The 19,450-nt window shown below is 64.5% G+C and carries 18 protein-coding genes; all 18 read left to right on the top strand.

From position 1 onward, the window contains the following. Window positions 1-125: 125 nt before the first annotated feature. The 18 genes from H6X51_RS15775 (at window position 126) to H6X51_RS15860 (ending at window position 19,192) form a co-directional block, all read left to right on the top strand. Window positions 126-1,337: a thiolase family protein gene (locus tag H6X51_RS15775; protein WP_185268431.1), complete on the top strand. Its 1,212-nt coding sequence runs from the start codon at window positions 126-128 to the stop codon at window positions 1,335-1,337. Window positions 1,338-1,339: 2 nt separating this feature from the next. After that, entirely contained in the window at window positions 1,340-2,278 is a 939-nt protein-coding gene (locus tag H6X51_RS15780; protein WP_185268432.1) for a bifunctional OB-fold nucleic acid binding domain-containing protein/MaoC family dehydratase, read from the top strand. Window positions 2,279-2,486: 208 nt separating this feature from the next. Beyond that, window positions 2,487-3,386 carry a VOC family protein gene (locus tag H6X51_RS15785; RefSeq protein WP_185268433.1) on the top strand — a complete coding sequence of 300 codons (900 nt, stop codon included), beginning with the start codon at window positions 2,487-2,489 and terminating at the stop codon, window positions 3,384-3,386. After that, complete coding sequence (locus H6X51_RS15790; RefSeq protein ID WP_185268434.1) at window positions 3,386-4,261, top strand: CoA transferase subunit A; 876 nt, start codon at window positions 3,386-3,388, stop codon at window positions 4,259-4,261. The genes H6X51_RS15785 and H6X51_RS15790 overlap by 1 nt, the downstream gene beginning before the upstream one ends. A gap of 11 nt (window positions 4,262-4,272) precedes the next feature. Next, window positions 4,273-5,082, top strand: a complete 810-nt coding sequence (locus H6X51_RS15795) for a CoA-transferase subunit beta (RefSeq protein ID WP_185268435.1) — start codon at window positions 4,273-4,275, stop codon at window positions 5,080-5,082. Then, window positions 5,079-5,978: an enoyl-CoA hydratase gene (locus H6X51_RS15800; RefSeq protein ID WP_185268436.1), complete on the top strand. Its 900-nt coding sequence runs from the start codon at window positions 5,079-5,081 to the stop codon at window positions 5,976-5,978. Before H6X51_RS15795 ends, H6X51_RS15800 begins: the two co-directional genes overlap by 4 nt. Next, a complete protein-coding gene (locus tag H6X51_RS15805) occupies window positions 5,978-7,093 on the top strand; it encodes an NAD(P)H-dependent flavin oxidoreductase (RefSeq protein WP_185268437.1) in 1,116 nt (371 codons plus the stop codon). Before H6X51_RS15800 ends, H6X51_RS15805 begins: the two co-directional genes overlap by 1 nt. Continuing rightward, window positions 7,090-7,842, top strand: a complete 753-nt coding sequence (locus tag H6X51_RS15810) for an enoyl-CoA hydratase family protein (protein ID WP_185268438.1) — start codon at window positions 7,090-7,092, stop codon at window positions 7,840-7,842. Before H6X51_RS15805 ends, H6X51_RS15810 begins: the two co-directional genes overlap by 4 nt. Window positions 7,843-7,864: 22 nt before the next feature. Then, window positions 7,865-9,031 carry an acyl-CoA dehydrogenase family protein gene (locus tag H6X51_RS15815; RefSeq protein WP_185268439.1) on the top strand — a complete coding sequence of 389 codons (1,167 nt, stop codon included), beginning with the start codon at window positions 7,865-7,867 and terminating at the stop codon, window positions 9,029-9,031. A gap of 10 nt (window positions 9,032-9,041) precedes the next feature. After that, on the top strand, window positions 9,042-10,100 hold the full coding sequence (locus H6X51_RS15820) for an acyl-CoA dehydrogenase family protein (RefSeq protein ID WP_185268440.1): 1,059 nt from the start codon (window positions 9,042-9,044) through the stop codon (window positions 10,098-10,100). 3 nt (window positions 10,101-10,103) lie between these two features. Next, window positions 10,104-11,255, top strand: a complete 1,152-nt coding sequence (locus tag H6X51_RS15825; RefSeq protein ID WP_185268441.1) for an acetyl-CoA C-acetyltransferase — start codon at window positions 10,104-10,106, stop codon at window positions 11,253-11,255. 140 nt (window positions 11,256-11,395) lie between these two features. Beyond that, window positions 11,396-12,637, top strand: coding sequence for a helix-turn-helix transcriptional regulator (locus H6X51_RS15830; protein WP_185268442.1), 1,242 nt, complete (start codon window positions 11,396-11,398; stop codon window positions 12,635-12,637). A 124-nt stretch (window positions 12,638-12,761) separates the two neighbouring features. Continuing rightward, the gene (locus tag H6X51_RS15835) at window positions 12,762-13,646 is read left to right on the top strand and encodes an SDR family oxidoreductase (RefSeq protein ID WP_185268443.1); all 885 of its coding nucleotides are present in this window, start codon (window positions 12,762-12,764) and stop codon (window positions 13,644-13,646) included. A 15-nt stretch (window positions 13,647-13,661) separates the two neighbouring features. Next, window positions 13,662-14,843, top strand: coding sequence for an acyl-CoA dehydrogenase family protein (locus H6X51_RS15840; RefSeq protein WP_185268444.1), 1,182 nt, complete (start codon window positions 13,662-13,664; stop codon window positions 14,841-14,843). 11 nt (window positions 14,844-14,854) lie between these two features. Continuing rightward, the gene (locus tag H6X51_RS15845) at window positions 14,855-16,030 is read left to right on the top strand and encodes an acyl-CoA dehydrogenase family protein (RefSeq protein ID WP_185268445.1); all 1,176 of its coding nucleotides are present in this window, start codon (window positions 14,855-14,857) and stop codon (window positions 16,028-16,030) included. A 2-nt stretch (window positions 16,031-16,032) separates the two neighbouring features. After that, window positions 16,033-16,827, top strand: a complete 795-nt coding sequence (locus H6X51_RS15850) for an SDR family oxidoreductase (RefSeq protein WP_185268446.1) — start codon at window positions 16,033-16,035, stop codon at window positions 16,825-16,827. A gap of 683 nt (window positions 16,828-17,510) precedes the next feature. Continuing rightward, a complete protein-coding gene (locus tag H6X51_RS15855) occupies window positions 17,511-17,975 on the top strand; it encodes a MaoC family dehydratase (protein ID WP_185268447.1) in 465 nt (154 codons plus the stop codon). 14 nt (window positions 17,976-17,989) lie between these two features. Then, window positions 17,990-19,192, top strand: a complete 1,203-nt coding sequence (locus H6X51_RS15860) for an acetyl-CoA C-acyltransferase (protein ID WP_185268448.1) — start codon at window positions 17,990-17,992, stop codon at window positions 19,190-19,192. Window positions 19,193-19,450: the final 258 nt, after the last annotated feature.

Below are 19,450 nucleotides of genomic sequence, written 5' to 3' on the forward strand. Positions count from 1 at the left end.
CACGGAGCAGGGAAAAATACTCGATGTAGGCTTAACGGACGATGAAAGGCTCCCTGGGAGGGCGTGACAATCGAGCACAGAGGGTGACATTTTCCAGGTCGCCCGCAGCCGATGAGGGGAAAATCATGGGTTTGAAAGGGACGGCCGCCATTGTTGGCGCCGCGCAGTACAAGCCGGAAAAATATTCCACGGCGCCACAGATGTTCCACCTGGAGCAGGTCGCCGACCTGGCTGCCCAGGCGCTGGCCGATGCGGGCTTGCAGGCCTCGGATATCGATGGCCTGTGCATCAACGGTCCGCATTTTCATGAAGCGTCCAGTTTCGTGCCGGCGATGGCCGCGGAATACCTGGGCATCGCATTGAACTTCGCTGAAGTGGTCGACCTTGGTGGTACCACCTCGGTGGGCATGATCTGGCGTGCGGCGGCCGCTATCGAGCTGGGTATCTGCCAGGCGGTGCTGTGCGTGATTCCGCAGCGCATGGCGTCCTTCGGTCCCGATGATGATCCATCGGCCATGGCCCGGGCCATGCGCTTCGGTGGCCACAGTACCCAGTACGGCGCGCCGGAGGCCGAGTTCGACCTGCCCTATGGCCATATGGGGCAGAATACCGGCTACGCGATGATCGCCCAGCGCTACGCGGCGCAGTACGGCTATGACCAGCGCGCGATGGCGAAGATCGCGGTGGACCAGCGGTTCAATGCCCAGGCTCATCCGGATGCCATCTTCCGTGGCCAGGAGCTGAGCATCGAGGATGTGCTGGGCAGCAAGATGGTTGCCGATCCGTTGCACATCCTCGAGATCGTCATGCCGGTGGCCGGCGGGGCTGCGGTGATCGTCGCCTCCAAGGAACTGGCCATGCGCAGCAAGGGCCGGCCGGCCTACATCACCGGTTTCGGCGAGCGGCTGGGCTACAAGTCGCCGAGCTATTCGCCGGACATGACCGAAACCCCGGTCGGGCCGGCGGCGCGCAGCGCCTTCGCCATGGCCGGGCTGAAGCCTGCCGACATGCACGCCGCGCAGATCTACGACTGCTACACCATCACCGTGCTGCTCAGCCTGGAGGACGCCGGGTTCTGCGCCAAGGGCGAGGGCATGCGCTTCATTCTCGACAATGACCTGACCTACAAGGGCAACTTCCCGATGAACACCCACGGTGGGCAGCTGAGTTTCGGCCAGGCCGGCTCGGCCGGTGGTTTCTCCCAGGTGGTCGAGGCCTATCAGCAGGTGGCCGGCAAGGCCGGTGACCGCCAGCTCAAGGTCTGTGACCAGGTGTTCGTTTCCGGCACCGGCGGTGTCATGAGCGAGCAGGGCGCATTGATTCTTCAGGGGGCTTGAGCATGAGCAACAAACCTATGCCGCTGCCGACGGCGATTTCCGCACCCTTCTGGGATGGCTTGAAGGACGGCAGGATCATGTTGCAGCAGTGCAACGCCTGCCAGCACTGGATTTTCTACCCGCGTCGGCATTGCAATAGTTGCCTGTCGCATGACCTGAGCTGGAAACAGGTCACCGGTGCGGGCAAGTTGTACACCTATACGGTGGCGCGGGTGCCGACGCTGCCCGAGTTTGCCGGTGCCGAGCCGCAGATTCTGGCGGTGGTGGAGCTGGACGAAGGGGTGCGCATGAATACCACCCTGGTCGGGCTGGAGCCCGAGCGGATCGAGGTCGGCATGCCGGTCAAGCCGGTGCGCGCCACGGTGAATGCCGAGGGTGCGATACTGCTGCGCTATACCGGTGTGGACGTGCCTCTGGATGAACGCGATGAAGTGGTCAGGGCCCCGGAGGCACCGAGCGCCGATGCCGGCCCGGCTCGCCAGCAGATTGACGTCAAGGATATCGAGGCGCTGAAGGCGCTGGTCACCGGCGAGTTCAGCGACTGGAGCAGCCAGATCCTGGTGGATCAGGAACTGATCGACCAGTTCGCTGCGCTATCCGGCGACGATTACTGGATCCATACCGACCCGGAGCGGGCCCGCAAGGAAAGCCCCTTCGGCGGCACCATCGCCCATGGCGCGCTGGTGCAGGTGCTGATGTCGCGCATGCAGGTACCGTTGAGCTTCGAGGTCACCGGTTTCACCAATATGGTCAACTACGGTTCCGAACGGCTGCGCTTCCCCAGCCCGGTGCCGGCCGGTTCGCTGCTGCACTCCCGGACCCGGGTCAAGTCGGTGGAAGTGTTGCCGCGGGGCACGCAGATGGTACTGGAATGCAATATCCATGTCGTTGGCCAGGAGCGTCCGGCGGTGATCAATGACCTGGTGATTCTGTATATGTGATGTGAGCTGTTGTTGTGCTGTCCGGCCCGCCCAAGGGTCGGTTTTCAATCGTCCATGGGTTCTTCCATGGGCGATTTTTTTTACCCGCAGTCACCCGTCCGACCGGTGACGGCCGGCTTTTTCGTTAGTCTCAATGGACGATGAATGCGCCATGCCCGGCGCGCAACAATCCATTCATGCTTTCAGGCCCTGAATGAGGAGTTGCGGCATGAGTGAGATTCGCGCATTGAGCTATTTTGTAGCGCAGATTGATGATGTGCAGAAGTGGCAGCATTACGCCGAGAACGTGCTGGGCATGATGACCAGCCGCACCTCCGATGGTGCGCTGTATATCAAGATGGACGACCGGCCCTTCCGCATGCTGGTGGTCGAGGGGGCGGAGGATCGCTATCTGGCCTCCGGCTGGGAACTGGCCGGCAAGAATGCCTTTGACGCCATGCTGCGCAAGCTGGACGCCCAGGGCGTCGAGTACAGCCTGGCCGATGCCGCTTTCTGCGCCCAGCGCGGGGTCAACGAGGCCGCGCTGCTGCAGGATCCAGCAGGCAACCGGCACGAACTGACCTGGGGCTACCTGTCCGACTGTGAACCCTTCGTCTCGCCCCAGGGTGTGCCGCGCTTCCTGACCGGTGACATGGGGCTGGGCCACACCGTGCTGCCGACGCCCAACTTCGATGAGTGCGCAGCTTTCTACCGCGATGTGCTGGGCTTCGAGATTTCCGACATCTTCAACTTCCGTCCGGTGCCGGACGCGCCGGCCACCCGTATCCACTTCCTGCACTGCGGCAATGCCCGGCATCACAGCCTGGCGATTGCCGAGTACGACGTACCGAGCAAGTGCGTGCATGTGATGGTCGAGGTGGATTCCATGACCGAGGTCGGTCGTGCGCATGACCGGCGCATCGCCCATCAGGTGCCGCTGTCGGCGACCCTGGGTCAGCACCTCAACGACAAGATGACCTCTTTCTATATGAAGACGCCCTCCGGTTTCGACCTGGAGTACGGCTGGGGCGGATTGCAGGTGGACTGGGATCAGCACACCGCCTTTGAATTCACCAAGGTCAGCATCTGGGGTCATGACTTCGGCGCCGGCCAGCAGGAGGAGCAGTAATGAACAAATTGATGACCGCTGCCGATGCCGTAGGCCAACTGCGTGACGGCATGACCATAGGTTTCGGTGGCTGGGGCCCGCGGCGCAAGCCGATGGCGATCGTGCGCGAGATCCTGCGCAGCAATGTGAAGGACCTGACCGTGGTCGCCTACGGCGGTCCGGAAGTCGGCATGCTGTGTGCCGCCGGCAAGGTGAGGAAGCTGATCTTCGGCTTTGCCACCATGGACGCGATTCCTCTGGAGCCGTATTTCCGCAAGGCGCGGCAGGCCGGCACGCTGGATGTGATGGAGCTGGACGAGGGGCTGTTCCAGTGGGGCCTCAAGGCTGCTGCCATGCGCCTGCCGTTCCTGCCGGCCCGTGCCGGTCTGGCCACTGACGTGCTGACCCACAACCCTGAACTGAAGACGATCAGCTCGCCCTATGCCGATGGCGAAGTGCTGCTGGCGATGCCGGCGCTGGAGCTGGATGTGGCCTTCGTTCACGTCAACCGTGCCGATAAGCTGGGCAACACCCTGATCACCGGCAGCGATCCGTATTTTGATCATCACTTTGCCCGTGCCGCCAAACAGTGCTTCGTGTCGGCCGAGGTGGTGGAAGAGCGTTTCGAGCTGGATGCCGCCACTGCCCGCCTGTCGACCTTCGAGCGTTCCATGGTCACCGGCTTGATCGAGGCGCCGCTGGGTGCCCACCCCACCGCCTGCAGCCCGGCCTACGGTTGGGACATGGAACACCTGAAAGGCTACAGCGACAGTGCCAACGCCGACGACGGCTGGCAGCAGTATGTGGACAAGTATGTCAATTGCAGTCAGGCCGAGTACCTGGAGCGCAACGGCGGTGCCGAGCGTGTCAGCAGCCTGCCGATGCCCATTTTCTGAGGAGTGAGACGATGAGTAGCGTTAATTTCAGCCTGGCTGAACTGATGATCGTCGCGGCGTCCGAAGCCTGGCGTGGCAACGGTGAGGTACTGGCTTCGGGGCTGGGTATCATTCCGCGCCTGGGAGCCAGTCTGGCCAAGCTCACGCATTCGCCCGAACTGCTGATGACCGACAGTGAAACGCTGATCGTGGAAGAGCCGATCCCGGTCGGCCCGCGCGGCGATTACGTACCGAAGTATTCCGGCTTCCTGCCTTTTGAGCGGGTGTTCGATGCAGTCTGGCATGGCCGCCGTCACGCCATGGTCGGACCGACCCAGGTCGACCGCTGGGCACAGAGCAACCTGTCGGTGGTGGGTGACTATGCCAAACCCAAGGTCGCTATGCTGGGCGTGCGCGGTTTACCGGGCAACAGCATCAACCACCGGAATTCCTTCTTCATGCCCAATCACACCACCCGCGCCTTCGTATCCGGCGAGGTGGATATGGTGTCGGGTGTCGGCTTCAACCCCGAGCGCTGGGCGCCGGGTATGCGCCGTGACCTGATGAGCATCGGCCTGGTGATCACCGACCTGTGCGTGATGGATTTCAACGGGCCGGACAATGCTGCGCGGGTGCTGTCGCTGCACCCCGGGGTGGATTTCGAACTGGTGCAGGAGCGCACCGGCTTCCCGCTGCTCAAGGCCGATAACATGGGTGTCACCGCAGCACCCACTGCCGAGCAACTGGCCATCATCCAGCGCATGGACCCGCACAACCTGCGTGCCCGCCAGCTCAAGGGCAACCCGGTGGGTATCCGTACTGCAGAGGAGGTGCGGGGATGAGTGAATTCGTTCAGCGCGAGGACACGGCGGTCTACGAGACCGACACACCGGTGTCCTACCGGGTAGAGCAGGGCGTGGCGATCGTCACCATGAGCCGCCCGCAGTACAACAACGTACAGAACTCGCAGATGACCTACGCGCTGGACGACTGCTTCCGCCGCGCGATCAATGATGATGAGGTCAAGGTCATCGTGCTGTGTTCCACCGGCAAGCATTTTTCTGCCGGGCACGATATCGGTACCCCGGGACGGGATGTGACCAGGTCCTTCGAGCACAAGCACCTGTGGTGGGATCACACCAACAAGCCGGGTGGCGAGTTCCTCTATGTGCGCGAGCAGGAGGTGTACCTGAACATGTGCCGGCGCTGGCGCGAGATGCCCAAGCCGACCATCGCCATGGTGCAGGGCGGTTGCATCGCCGGTGGCCTGATGCTGGCCTGGGTCTGCGATCTGATCGTCGCCAGTGACGACGCGTTCTTCCAGGACCCGGTGGTACGCATGGGCATTCCCGGTGTGGAGTATTTCGCCCACGCCTTCGAGATGCACCCGCGTATCGCCAAGGAATTCCTCATGCTCGGCGACCGCATGCCGGCGGCCCGTGCCTACGAGCTGGGCATGGTCAACCGGGTGGTGCCCAGGGACGAGCTGCAAAGCGCGACCATGGACATCGCCCAGCGCATCGCCAAGCAGCCGCGCATGGGCCTGGCGCTGACCAAGCAGGCAGTCAACCATATCGAGGATCTGCAGGGCAAGCGCACCGGCATGGAAGCGGTATTCGCCTGGCACCATTTTGCCCATGTGCACAACGAGCAGGTATCCGGTGACAAGCTCGGCGGTTTCGACGGCAAGGCCATGGCTGCGGCGAATAAGGCCCAGGCCGAGCGGGAGCGCGGCTGATGAGTGCTCTGCAAACGCGCCTGACCGAAGCGCTGGGTTGTCGCTATCCCATCGTGCAGACGGCGATGGGCTGGGTGTCCGATGCCAACCTGGTGATCGCCACCACCCGTGCTGGTGGCTTCGGTTTCCTGGCTGGGGCGACCATTGCAGCGGATCAGCTGGAAGGTGAGATCCAGAAGGTGATCGCCGCCACCGGTGGCAGCAACTTCGGCCTGAACTTCCATATGTTCCAGGAAAATGCCGCCCAGTGCGTCGATCTGGCGATCCAGTATCGTCTGCGTGCGGTGAGCTATGGTCGTGGTCCGGACCAACAGACCATCGCCCGCTTCAAGGCTGCCGGCGTACTCTGCATCCCCACCGTGGGTGCGCTCAAGCATGCGCTCAAGGCGGTGGAACTGGGCGCGGACATGATCACCATCCAGGGCGGTGAAGGCGGTGGTCATACCGGTGGCGTGCCGAGCAGCATCCTGTTGCCGCAGGTGCTGGCCGCGGTGGACGTGCCGGTGATCGCCGCCGGCGGTTTCTCCACCGGACGTGGGCTGGCCTCGGCGCTGGCCGCCGGTGCCGAGGGCATCGCCATGGGCACCCGGTTCATGATGAGCAGCGACTCGCCGACGCCCAAGGCTACCCTGCAACGCTATCTGGCAACCAGGGATACCCAGCAGATCCGGGTCACCCTGGCAGTGGATGGCATGCGCCATCGCATGGTGGAAAACCCCTTCATCAACAAACTGGAAGCGGCCGGGCCCATGGGCCGGCTGTGGATCGCGCTGCGCAGTGCGCGCAAATGGAAGGCGCAGACCGGCATGAGCACCGGGCACATGATCAGCACCTTCTTCAAGGCCATCAAGGATGACCCGGGTGCCATGTCCCAGGTCATCATGGCGGCCAACCAACCGGTGCTGCTGCAACGCTCCATGGTCGAGGGCTTCCCCGACGAAGGCATCCTGCCCAGTGGCCAGGTGGCGGCGGCCATCGACCAGTTGCAGAGCTGCGAGCAGATCATCGGCGAGATTGCCGAGGAGGCCGAGGCCTGCCTGCAGCGCCTGTACCAACGCATGCATCCATCCCCGGCGGAGCAAGCCGCCGGCCAACACGAGAGAGCCCAGGTATGAACGCCGCATTTTCCGTGGAAATCAATCAGGGTATTGCCGAGCTGGTGATCGACAAGCCGCCGGTCAATGCCCTGGACAGCAATGAATGGCTGGCACTGGCGGCGCAGATCGATGCGCTGGGCGCCGACCCCGAGGTGCGGGTGCTGATCCTGCGCTCGGAAGGGCGCGGCTTCTGTGCCGGCGTCGATATCAAGGAGCTGGATGCGCACCCCGAACGCATCGTCAGGGTCAATGCCGGCAACTACGCGACCTTCAAGGCGATCCATCGCTGCGCGGTACCGGTGATCGTCGCCGTGCACGGCTTCGTGCTCGGCGGCGGCATCGGCATGGCCGGCGCCGCGGACATCCTGGTGGCCTCGCGCTGCGCCACCTTCGCCGTGCCCGAGGTCGATCGTGGCGCCATGGGCGGTGGTGCCCACTTGCAGCGCCTGTTCCCGGTGCAGAAGGTGCGCTACATGTACTTCACCGGCGAGGCGGTGACTGCCCCGGACGCCATGCAGTACGGCTTCATCGAACGGCTGGTCGAGCGCAACGAGCTGGCCGCCACGGCCCGGGAGATCGCGGCGAAGATCGCCGCTAAGAGCCCGGCGATGATCCGTATCGCCAAGGAAGCCCTCAACGGTATCGAAGACGGCAACCTGGAAGACAAATACCGCTGGGAGCAGGGCTTCACCCTGGAGGCCTACACCATGCCGGATTCGGCCGAGACCCGCCGCGCCTTCGTTGAAAAGCGCGACGCCAGCTTCTGAGCAAGACCTTGAGAGTGCCACCATGCAACTGACCTATACCGCCAAACAACAAGCCTTCCGCGCCGAAGTGCGCGCCTGGCTCAAGGCCAATGTGCCGAGCAAGCCGCTGGCCAGCTATGACACCCGCGAGGGCTTCGAGGAGCATCGCGCCTGGGAGGGCAAGCTGTACGCAAGCCGGCTGTCCATGGTCATGTGGCCAGAGCACCTGGGTGGTCGCGGCTGCGACCTGATCGAATGGCTGATCTTCGAGGAGGAATACTACGCCGCCGGTGCGCCGATGCGGGTCAACCAGAACGGTCAACTGCTGCTTGGCCCGACCCTGATGGAGTTCGGCACCGAGGAGCAGAAGCGCCACTTCCTGCCGCGCATCGCCTCCAGCGAGGACATGTGGGCGCAGGGCTGGTCCGAGCCCAATGCCGGTTCGGACATGGCAGCGATCCGCAGCAAGGCGTTGCGCGACGGTGACGAGTTCGTCATCAACGGCCAGAAGACCTGGTCGACCCGGGCGATCTTCGCCGACTGGATCTTCGGCCTGTTCCGCACCGACCCGCAGAGCAGCCGCCACCACGGCCTGAGTTACCTGCTGGTGCCGCTGGACAGCCCCGGCGTAACCATCCGCCCGATCAAGGCGCTGAACGGCAAGGACGCCTTCGCCGAAGTGTTCTTCGACGACGTGCGCGTACCGGCCGGCAACCTGCTTGGCGCCGAAGGCCAGGGCTGGCACGTGGCGATGGCCACCGCCGGCTTCGAGCGTGGCCTGCTGCTGCGCTCGCCGGCGCGTTTCCAGCAGACCGCCCGGCGGCTGGTGGAACTGTACAAGGCCAACCCGCAGGTCGCCGAGCGTGACCCGGGTGTGCGCGATGCGGTGATAGAAAGCTGGATGGGCGCCGAAGCCTACGCCCAGGCTGCCTACCACACCGTCGGCCTGGTCGAGAAAGGCGCGAAGATCGGTGCCGAGGCCAGCATCAACAAGATCATCTGGTCGGAACTGGACCTGAAGATGCACGAGACCGCCATGCGCATCCTCGGCCCCTTCGGCGAGCTGACCGGCCAGGCGCCGGAAGCGGTCGAGCAGGGTAACTGGCTGGAGGGCTTCCTGTTCGCCCAGGCCGGGCCGATCTATGCCGGCACCAACGAAATCCAGCGCAACATCATTGCCGAGCGCATGCTCGGCCTGCCGAAAGCCTGAGGACGCCAACATGGACTTTACCTTTACCGAAGACCAATTGGCCTTCCGCGAAGCGATCAGTCGCTTTCTGATGACCGAAGCGCCGCCGGAGATGCTGCGCGAGATCTGGGACACCGACGATGGTCGTTCCCCGGAGCTGCGCGGCAAGATGGCCGAGCAGGGGCTGACCGCGCTGTCGGTGCCCGAAGCCCAGGGCGGGCTGGGCATGGACGATATCGCCTGGTCATTGCTGACCCAGGAGTTGGGCTACTACGCCATCGCCGACTCGCTGGCCGATACCGCCTACGTCGCCACCGGCCTGCTCAGCGCACTGCCCGAGGGCACGCCGCGCCGTGATGAAATGCTCAGCCGCATCGCCGAGGGCAATGTGCGCATCGCCGTTGGTCACAGCGTCAATCCGCTGATCGCCGACGTGCACCTGGCCGATGTGGTCCTGCTGGAGCATGAGGGCGAGGTGCATGGTCTGCGCCGCGACGCCATCGGCTTTGAACGCAACCCGAGCATCGACAGCTCGCGGCGCCTGAGCCGGGTCAGTTTCACGCCCAGCGCCGACAGCCTGGTGCTGGATGCCGGGCAGGGCCGCGCGGTCTGGGCCCAGACCCTGAATCGTGGCGCGCTGGCGGTAGCTGGGCAGAGCCTGGGCCTGGCCCAGCGCATGCTCGACCTGTCGGTGGACTATGCGGTGCAGCGCAAGCAGTTCGGCAAGCCAATCGGCAGCTTCCAGGCGGTCAAGCACCACCTGGCCGACGTCGCCGGCAAGATCGAGTTCGCCAGGCCGGTGCTGTACCGTGCCGCCCATGCCCTGGCGCACGGCGAAGCCGGTGCCGACCTGCATGTATCCCATGCCAAGCTGGCCTGCTGCGAAGCCGCCTGGCTGGCCGGCCGGCATGGTATCCAGGTGCATGGCGCCATGGGCTACACCTGGGAAGTCGACCTGCAGATGTTCATGAAGCGCGCCTGGGCGCTGGACTCCTCCTGGGGTGACCGCGCCTTCCACAAATCCCGGGTGGCCAACGCCATCCTCGCGCCCGATGCCGCCATCGGCCCGCAATACACCTTCGCGGAGTGAATCATGGCCCAAGCCTATATTGTTGATGCCCTGCGCAGCCCCACCGGGCGGCGCAAGGGCAGTCTGGCCAGCGTCCACGCCATCGACCTGGGTGCCGCGGTACTCAAGGCGCTGGTCGAGCGCAACGGCATCCCTGCCGATGACTACGATGACGTGATCTTCGGCTGCGTCGATACCATCGGCTCGCAGGCCGGTGATATCGCCCGCACCAGCTGGCTGGCCGCCGGCCTGCCGCTGACTGTGCCCGGCACCACGGTCGACCGTCAGTGCGGTTCCTCGCAGCAGGCGCTGCACTTCGCCGCCCAGGCGGTAATGAGCGGTACCCAGGATGTGGTCGCCGTCGGCGGTGTGCAGACCATGACGCAGATCCCGATCTCCTCGGCCATGCTCGCCGGCCAGCCGTTGGGCTTTCCCGATCCGTTCTCCGGCAGTGAGGGCTGGCAGGCACGTTTTGGCGGTCAGCCGGTCAACCAGTTCTACGCCGCCCAGCGCATCGCCAGCCACTGGAACATCAGCCGGGCGGACATGGAAGCCTTCGCCCTGGAGAGCCATCGCCGTGCGCTGCATGCTATCGCCGAGGGCCGCTTCGAGCGGGAGATCGTCGCTGTGAATGGCTTGGCGGTGGACGAGACGCCCCGCCAGACCACATTGGAAAAGATGGCCTCGCTGGAGCCGGTCGATGCGCAGTTCCCGGATATTACCGCAGCTGTCTCCAGCCAGACCTGCGATGCCTCGGCGGCCATGCTGGTGGTGTCGGAGGCGGCGCTCAAGCGCTATGGCCTGACGCCCCGAGCCCGCGTGCATCACCTGACGGTACTCGGTGATGATCCGATCTGGCACCTGACCGCACCGATTGCCGCCACCCGTCGTGCCCTGCAGCGGGCCGGCATGAACATGGCCGATATCGACCTGGTGGAAATCAACGAGGCCTTCGCCTCGGTGGTCATGGCCTGGCAGAAGGAGCTGGACTACGATCCGGCCAGGACCAACGTCAACGGCGGCGCCATTGCCCTCGGGCACCCCCTCGGCGCCACTGGCGCGCGGCTGATGACCAGCTTGCTGCATGAGCTGGAGCGCAGTGGTGGCCGCTACGGCCTGCAGACCATGTGTGAGGGCGGTGGCCAGGCCAACGTGACCATCATCGAGCGGCTGTAGCTGTTCCGGGGTGTAGCGCCCCGGTCCGCGTTCGGGCGCTACGCCAGCGAACTGGCAGCAACCCAGCAGGTCGGGACGGAACCCGGCCCTCCATGAATCGGGCGCTCTGCTGAGCGCGGTTGTCACGAGGGAAAGGTTTGATGCCAGCGAACACAGACACATATCAGGCCCCGGAACTGACGCTGGACGAGTACGACCGGATCGTCGGCCGGATCTACTCCGGTGCTCTGCACACAGCGCATTTGTATGATGCGCTGGAGGAGTTGCGGCTGCTGTTTGCGGCCCGCTTCGTTACGCTTATCCTGCATGTGGCCGATGCCGAGGACGTGGCACTGATGCTGGTTGCCGGCAATCAGGAAGTCGAGGGGCGGGTTGCGCTGTTCAAGTACTTCCCCAGTGATACACCCCTGGCGCGGTTGCCCGTGGACAAGGTGTACTGCATCGAAGACCTGATGAGCATAGCGGAATGGGAAAACAGCCGTTACTACCGCGAATATGCCCGGCCCAGTGACGTCTACCATGTGATGGGGGCGGACCTGGCTACACAGTCGGGGATCATCGGCTTCCGCGTCGCACGGGCGCATGGCCAGCCGGCCTTTTCCATGCATGACAAGGCGTTGTGTACCCGGCTGTTGCCACACCTGCGTTGCAGTCTGGACTTTCATGACCTGCTGGATCGCCGGGAGTCCATGGGCAATCTGTATTCCGAGGCGGTCAATCGCCTGTCGGTCGCCAGCATGGTACTGGATGAGGCCGGCCATGTGCTGCAACTCAACTCGGTGGCGCGCACTCTGCTGGAACGGGCCGATGGGCTCAAGATGGTCGGCTCGCGCCTGGAGGCCAGTTACCCCAGCGATAACCGAGAGTTGTATCGGTTCATCCGCTATGCCGCCGAGTCCCGTGCCAACCTGGCTTCCGAGCCGGTATCCGCGGCCCTGTCCATCGCCCGGCCCTCGGGTCAGGTGGGGCTGGGTGTGGTGATAGAGCCGATCCGCAACAGCGGTTGGGTCGAGGGGCAGGGCCAGCCGGTGGTCATGATCTATGTGCGGGACGCCATGGGTGGGGTGCAGATGAGCAGCGAGCTGGCGCAGCAGCTGTTCAACTTCACGCCGGCCGAAACCACCCTGGCCCTGCAACTGGCCAACGGCCTGTCGCTGGAGGAAGCCGCGGAAAAACTCGGTATAACGCGCAATACCGGCCGCGCCCACCTGCGTTCGATCTTCGCCAAGACCGGCATCAAGCGCCAGGCCGAGCTGGTCAAGGTGTTGCTCAACAGTATCGTTTCCCTCGGGCTGGGTGAAGTCGCCGAGCTGGAGAAACGCCCCGTTCCAGTGATCATCCAGCCGGAGCAGCGTTTCTCGCCGGATAATCCGCCGGCGTAGTGCCCGCGCGCTCCCACCCTTTAGTCTCTATGGACGATGATTGCAAAGTGGCCGCTGGCAACAATCGTTCCCCAGGGCTGGCAGCGCCGTATGGCTGCTCCGGCAGACAAACAGGGGAACACAGATGGGAATTCTTGATAACAGGGTGGTCATCATCACCGGCGCCGGTGGCGGACTGGGTGCGGCCCATGCGCGGGTTTTCGCCAGCGAAGGTGCCTGCGTGCTGGTCAATGACATCAACCGTGACGCCGCGCAGAAGGTGGTGGACGAGATCACCGCCGCCGGTGGCCGCGCGCTGGTCAACACCTCGGACATCACCAACTATGCCGACAGCGAGAACGCCGTCAAACAGGCCATCGAGACCTGGGGCGACCTGCATGTGGTGGTCAACAACGCCGGGGTCAACCGCGACCGCATGTTCGCCTCCATGACCGAGGCTGAGTGGGACACCATCATGGCCGTGCACCTGAAAGGCCACTTCTGCATCAGCTCGCATGCCGTGCACTACTGGCGCGACCAGGCCAAGGCCGGGCACAAGGTGGATGCGCGCATCATCAACACCACCTCCGGGGCCGGCCTGCAGGGTTCCATCGGCCAGTCCAACTACGCCGCGGCCAAGGCTGGCATCGCCGCGCTGACCCTCAACCAGGCGGCCGAGCTGCGCCGCTACGGCATCACCGCCAATGCGGTGGCGCCGGCAGCGCGCACCGGCATGACCACCGCGGTGGAATCCATGGCCACGCGCATGGCCAAGCCCGAGGATGGCAGCTTCGACTACTGGGCGCCGGAGAACGTCAGCTCGCTGCTGGCCTGGCTGGCCAGTGCCGAGGCCGCCGGCATCAGCGGGCGGGTGTTCGAGTCCGAAGGTGGCAGGATCTCCATCGCCGACGGCTGGCGCAGTACCCAGGGCGTGGACAAGGGGGACCGCTGGTTGCCGGTGGAAGTCGGCGAGGCCATGCAGGCGCTGCTGGCCGCTGAAGTACCGGCGCAGCCGGTCTACGGCGCCTGATTCGGGAGCAGAACCATGGAGTTTCGCTTCACCGAAGAGCAGCAGATGATCCGCGACACCGCGGCGGCCTTTCTGCAGGATGTCTCCAGCTCCAGTGCCGTGCGCGAGGCCATGGCTACCGAAGCGGGGTATGACGCCGAACTCTGGCAGCGCATCTGCCGGGAGTTGTGCTTCCAGGCCATTACCGTGCCGGAAGAACATGGCGGCATGGGGCTTGGCTATGTCGAACTCTGTGCGGTACTGGAGCAGATGGGCAGCGTGTTGTTGTGCTCGCCGTTTTTCAGCACCGTCTGCCTGGGTGTCAACGCCCTGCTGCTGGCCGGCAGCGACGCCCAGAAACAGCAATACCTGCCTGCCATCGTCGACGGCAGCCTGACCGCCACCCTTGCCTGGACCGGACCGCAGGCCGCCCGCCATGGCGGCCAGTGGGGCTGCGAAGCGGTCACCGCCACCTGGCAGCCATCGGGCGACGGCTACCTGCTGCAGGGCGAGTTGCGCTACGTCATCGATGGCCACAGCGCCGACCTGTTGATCATTGCAGCGCGGGCACCCGGCAGCTCGGGTGCGCAGGGCATTGCCCTGTTCGCGGTGCCGGCAACCAGTGCTGGCGTGACGCGCCAGTGGCTGCCGACGATGGACCAGACCCGTCACCAGGCGGCTGTCCAGTTGGATCAGCTGCAACTGCCGGCCGACGCACTGATGGGCGAGGCCGGGCAAGGTGGCAAGACGCTGCTGCGACTCATCGACCTGGCCAAGGTGGCGATGGCCGCCGAGCAGATGGGCGCAGCGCAGAAGACCCTGGACATGAGCGTGGCCTACATGCAGGAGCGGTTGCAGTTCGGTCGCCCGATCGCCAGCTTCCAGGCGCTCAAGCACAAGGCGGCGGACATGAAGCTCAAGTGCGAAGTGGCCCGTTCAGCAGTCTACTACGCCGCCTGCATCGCCCAGGAGGCGCTCGATGCGCAGGGCGATCGGCAACTGGCTGGCGAGCTGCCGGAAGCCGCCGCCATGGCCAAGGGGTATTGCTCGGACACCCTGTTCTTCAATGCCGGCACGGCGCTGCAGATGCATGGTGGTGTGGGCTTTACCTGGGAGTACGACGTGCACCTGTATTTCAAAAGGGCCAAGGCCAGCGAACTGTACCTGGGTAATGCTGCCGCGCAGCGCGAGCTGATCGCCGGCCTGCTGCTGGATTGAGGAAGCGAGATATGAAACTGACATTCAGCGCTGCCGACGAAGCCTTCCGTGAGGAAATCGCCGGCTGGCTGCGCGACAACCTCAGCGGTGAGTTCGCCCAACTGAAATTCCGCGGCGGCCCCGGTGACGAGCATATGTTCCCCGCCGAGCGCAAACGCTGGGAGCAGCACCTGGCCGCCGGTGGCTGGACCTGCGTTGGCTGGCCGAAGGAGGTCGGCGGGCGCGGTGCGTCCATCGAGCAGCAGGTGATCTTCTTCGAGGAGTACGCCCGTGCCGGTGGCCCCGGCCGTGTCGGCCATATCGGCGAAGGCCTGGCTGGCCCGACGCTGATCGCCTTCGGCAGCGATGAGCAGAAACAGCGTTACCTGCCGGGCATCCTGTCCGGCACCGAACTCTGGTGCCAGGGCTATTCCGAGCCGGGGGCCGGCTCGGACCTGGCCAACGTGCGCACCCGTGCCCGCCAGGACGCCAATGGCCAATGGTTGATCAGTGGCCAGAAGGTCTGGACCTCGTTGGCCCATGAGTCGGACTGGTGCTTCGTGGTCGCCCGCACCGACCCGGAGTCCCAGGCCCACCGCGGGCTGGGTTTCTTCCTGGTGTCGATGCACCAGCCGGGCGTCACCGTGCGCCCGATCGAACAACTGACCGGCACCTCGGAATTCAACGAGGTGTTCTTCGACGAGGCGGTCGCTGCCGACATCGTCGGTGCGCCGGGCGATGGCTGGAAGGTGGCCATGGGTCTGCTCGGTTTCGAGCGCGGGGTGTCCACCCTCGGCCAGCAGATGCAGTTCCAGAACGAACTGGACGAGATCATCCGCATCGCCAGGGACAATGGTGCTGCCCAGGTGCCGGCCATCCGCCAACGCATCGCCGAGGCCCACACCGGCCTGCGGCTGATGCGCTACAACGCCATGCGCATGCTCTCGGACAACGGCCCGGGCGACAGCTCGGCGCTGGTCTACAAGCTGCACTGGTCCAGCTGGCACCGCAACCTCGGTGCCCTGGCCATGGATGTGCTGGGGCCGGAGGCGGACATCATCGAGGCCGCGCCCTATGAACTGACGCGCCTGCAGTCGCTGTTCCTGTTCACCCGCTCGGACACTCTCTACGGCGGCACCAACCAGATCCAGCGCAACATCATCGCCGAGCGTGGCCTCGGCATGCCCAAGGAAGCCAAAGGCAGATAACCATGAACGATCTGAAAAATCCCGAATATGTACCCGGCCATGGCCTGCTCAAGGGCAAGTCGGTATTGATCACCGCCGCCGCCGGGGCCGGCATCGGCTTTGCCGCGGCGCTCAAGGCGGTGGAGGAAGGTTGCCGTGGCATCGTCATCAGCGATGTGCACGAGGGCCGGCTGGCCGCCTCGGTGGACAAGCTCAGGCAGGACACTGGCCTGAACGAGGTGTGGGGCAAGTTGTGCAACGTGACCGACGAGGCCGAAGTACGGGCGCTGGTCGATTTCGCCGAGGACAAGCTGGATGGTATCGACATCCTGATCAACAACGCCGGGCTGGGTACCAGCAAGACCCTGGTCGAGATGGAAGATGCCGAGTGGAACAAGGTCATCGACGTGACCCTGAACGGCACCATGCGCATGACCCGCTACATGCTGCAGGTGATGAAGGTGCGGGGGCAGGGCGGTGTCATCGTCAACAACGCCTCGGTGCTGGGTTGGCGGGCGCAGAAGGAGCAGGCCCACTACGCCGCGGCCAAGGCCGGGGTCATGGCGCTGACCCGCTGTGCGGCGCTGGAAGCGGCTGAATTCAATGTACGCATCAATGCCGTTGCGCCGTCGCTGGCGGTGCATCCGATGCTGCGCAAATCCGCCCCCGAGGCGCTGCTCAAGGAGCTGGAAGGCCGCGAGGCCTATGGCCGCGGCGCCGAGTGCTGGGAGGTGGCCAACGTGATGATGTTCCTGGCCAGTGACTACTCCAGCTATATGACTGGTGAGATTGTGCCGGTGAGTTCGCAGCAGGCTTGATCGGGCTTTGGCCTGGCATATCGGTCGGCTGGAAGGTTGACGGAGTTGAGCGGATTGCGGGTGGCTGGGTGTTTGCGCACTTGCCGGCGGGCTACTGCGGACACGCCGTGAATACGTCCCTGTAGGCTCGCGGTTGCCATCCCTGGCAACCGACGGTCCGCAGTAGCCCGCCGGCAAGCGCGCCTCTCAACGCAGTGCAGGCTGATGGAAAAGCGGTTGGAGAGGTGGTGCGTGCAATGGCTTCGTCTCCTCTCCCCGTCATCCTTCGCGAACGACTGCATGGATGCAGGAGGTAGGGCGACGCAGGAAGCCAAAGCCGAGGCGAAGGATCCACCGGCCACTCCGAGTCAGCCGGAACGATGGATCCTCGGCCTGCGCCGAGGATGACGGGGAAAGGCGAAGGATGATGGGGTTAAGTGAACAGCGTTCCGGCCTTCGCCGAGGACGACGATAAATCATAGCCCGCGGGCTTGGGTGCGAATTGCACGGAAATCGAGAGGCAGGGTTCCGAGGCACCTACCTCAGACCGTCGGTTGCCAGAGATGGCAACCGCGAGCCTCCAGGGATGGATTCACGGCGTGTCTGAGGTAGGTGTCTCGGAATCCGGCCACACGCGAATCCGGCCGGCAACACAGTGACACAGATCGGCCCGGTAAATAGACAAGCATGATCAGGAACACACCATGACCACAACATTCAACAGCGCCAAGGCCCTGGAGCAGGCGGTGGGCCAATCCCTCGGGGTGACCGAGTGGATCACCATCGACCAGCAGCGCGTCGATACCTTTGCCGAGGCCACCGGCGATCACCAGTGGATTCACGTCGATCCGGAAAAGGCAAAGACCGGTCCGTTCGGCGGCACCATTGCCCACGGCTACCTGACCCTGTCGCTGGTCAACTATTTCCTGCCGCAACTGATGCAGGTCGAGAACCTGCAGATGGGCGTCAATTACGGCTGTGACCGGGTGCGTTTCCCGGCGCCGGTCAAGGTCGGTGCGCGCATTCGCGGCGCCGGCGAGATTACTCAGGTCGAGACCCTGGCCAATGGTTCGGTACAGGTGGTGGTGCGGGTGACGGTGGAAGTGGAGGGCAGTGAACGGCCCGGCTGCGTCGTCGACACCATCAGTCGTTACTCCTTCAATCAGTGAAAAGGAACAGCAACATGCAAGAGGCAGTCATCGTCGCCACCGCGCGCACCGCTTTGACCAAGTCATTCCGTGGCTCCTTCAACGACACCGAAGCTCCGGTACTGGGCGGTCATGTGGTGCGGGCCGTGGTCGAGCGTGCCGGTATCGATCCGGCGGATGTAGGTGATGTGATCATGGGCGCTGCCGTGCAGCAGGGCACCCAGGGCTACAACATCGGCCGTCTGTGTACCTATACCGGCGGGTTGCCGGACTCGGTGCCGGGCATGGCGCTGGATCGCATGTGCGCTTCCGGGCTGATGGCCATCGGCGAGGCGGCCAAGGCGATCATCGCCGGCGAGCTGGAGGTGGCCATCGGCGGCGGCGTCGAGTCGCTGTCGCTGACCCAGACCAAGCACAAGAATGCCTACCGGGCCCGTTCCGAGGCGGTGATGGAGGTGGCGCCGGCGGCCTATATTCCGATGATCGAAACGGCGGAAATCGTTGCTGAGCGTTACGGCATCAGCCGTGCCGCGCAGGATGAATATGCGCTGCAGAGCCAGCAGCGTACCGCCGCAGCGCAGCAGGCTGGCAAGTTCGATGACGAGATAGTGCCGCTGACGGCCAGCAAGCTGGTGTTCGACAAGGAAGGCAAGCCGGCCGGCCACGAGCAGGTTACCGCAGACCGCGACGAGTGCAACCGCCCGAGTACCACCCTGGAAGGTTTGCAGGGCCTGGCGCCGGTGTGGAAGGACGGGCAGTGGATCAAGCAGGGCCAGCACATCACCGCCGGTAACGCCTCGCAGTTTTCCGACGGTGCGGCTGCCTGCCTGCTGATGAGCCGCGAGCAGGCCGAGCGTCGTGGCCTGAAGCCGCTGGGCACCTACCGTGGGATCGCCGTGGCTGGCTGCAAGCCGGAGGAGATGGGCATTGGCCCGGTGTATGCCATTCCAAGGCTGCTTGAGCGCTTCAACCTCAAGGTCGAGGATATCGGCCTGTGGGAGATCAACGAGGCGTTTGCCAGCCAGGTGCTGCATTGCCGGGATCACCTGGGCATTCCGAATGACCGGCTCAACGTCAATGGCGGTGCCATTTCCGTCGGTCATCCGTTCGGCATGAGCGGTGCGCGCATGGTCGGCCATGCCCTGCTCGAAGGGCGCCGCCGGGGTGTGCGCTATGTTGTTGTTTCCATGTGTATCGGTGGCGGTATGGGTGCTGCCGGTCTGTTCGAGCTGGACTGACAGGTTCCGCACCCCCCCCCCCGTCATTGCGAGGAGCGTCAGCGACGTGGCAATCCAGTGCTGGCCGGCTGATCCGAGCCCATGGATTGCCGCGGCCTTTGGCCTCGCAATGACGGAGTAGAGATCGCTGGAGGATATACAACTGGTCCCACCACGAGCCCGCAGCCTGCGGGCTCTGTCATTGTGCGCCAGGCATGGCGCGTTGCGCGTTAGCGCAACCCGCTTGGCTGTGGTGGCCAAGCAGGTGACTTGGAGGTG

The organism is Halopseudomonas xiamenensis (assembly GCF_014219065.1).
Taxonomy (GTDB): Bacteria; Pseudomonadota; Gammaproteobacteria; order Pseudomonadales; family Pseudomonadaceae; genus Halopseudomonas; species Halopseudomonas xiamenensis.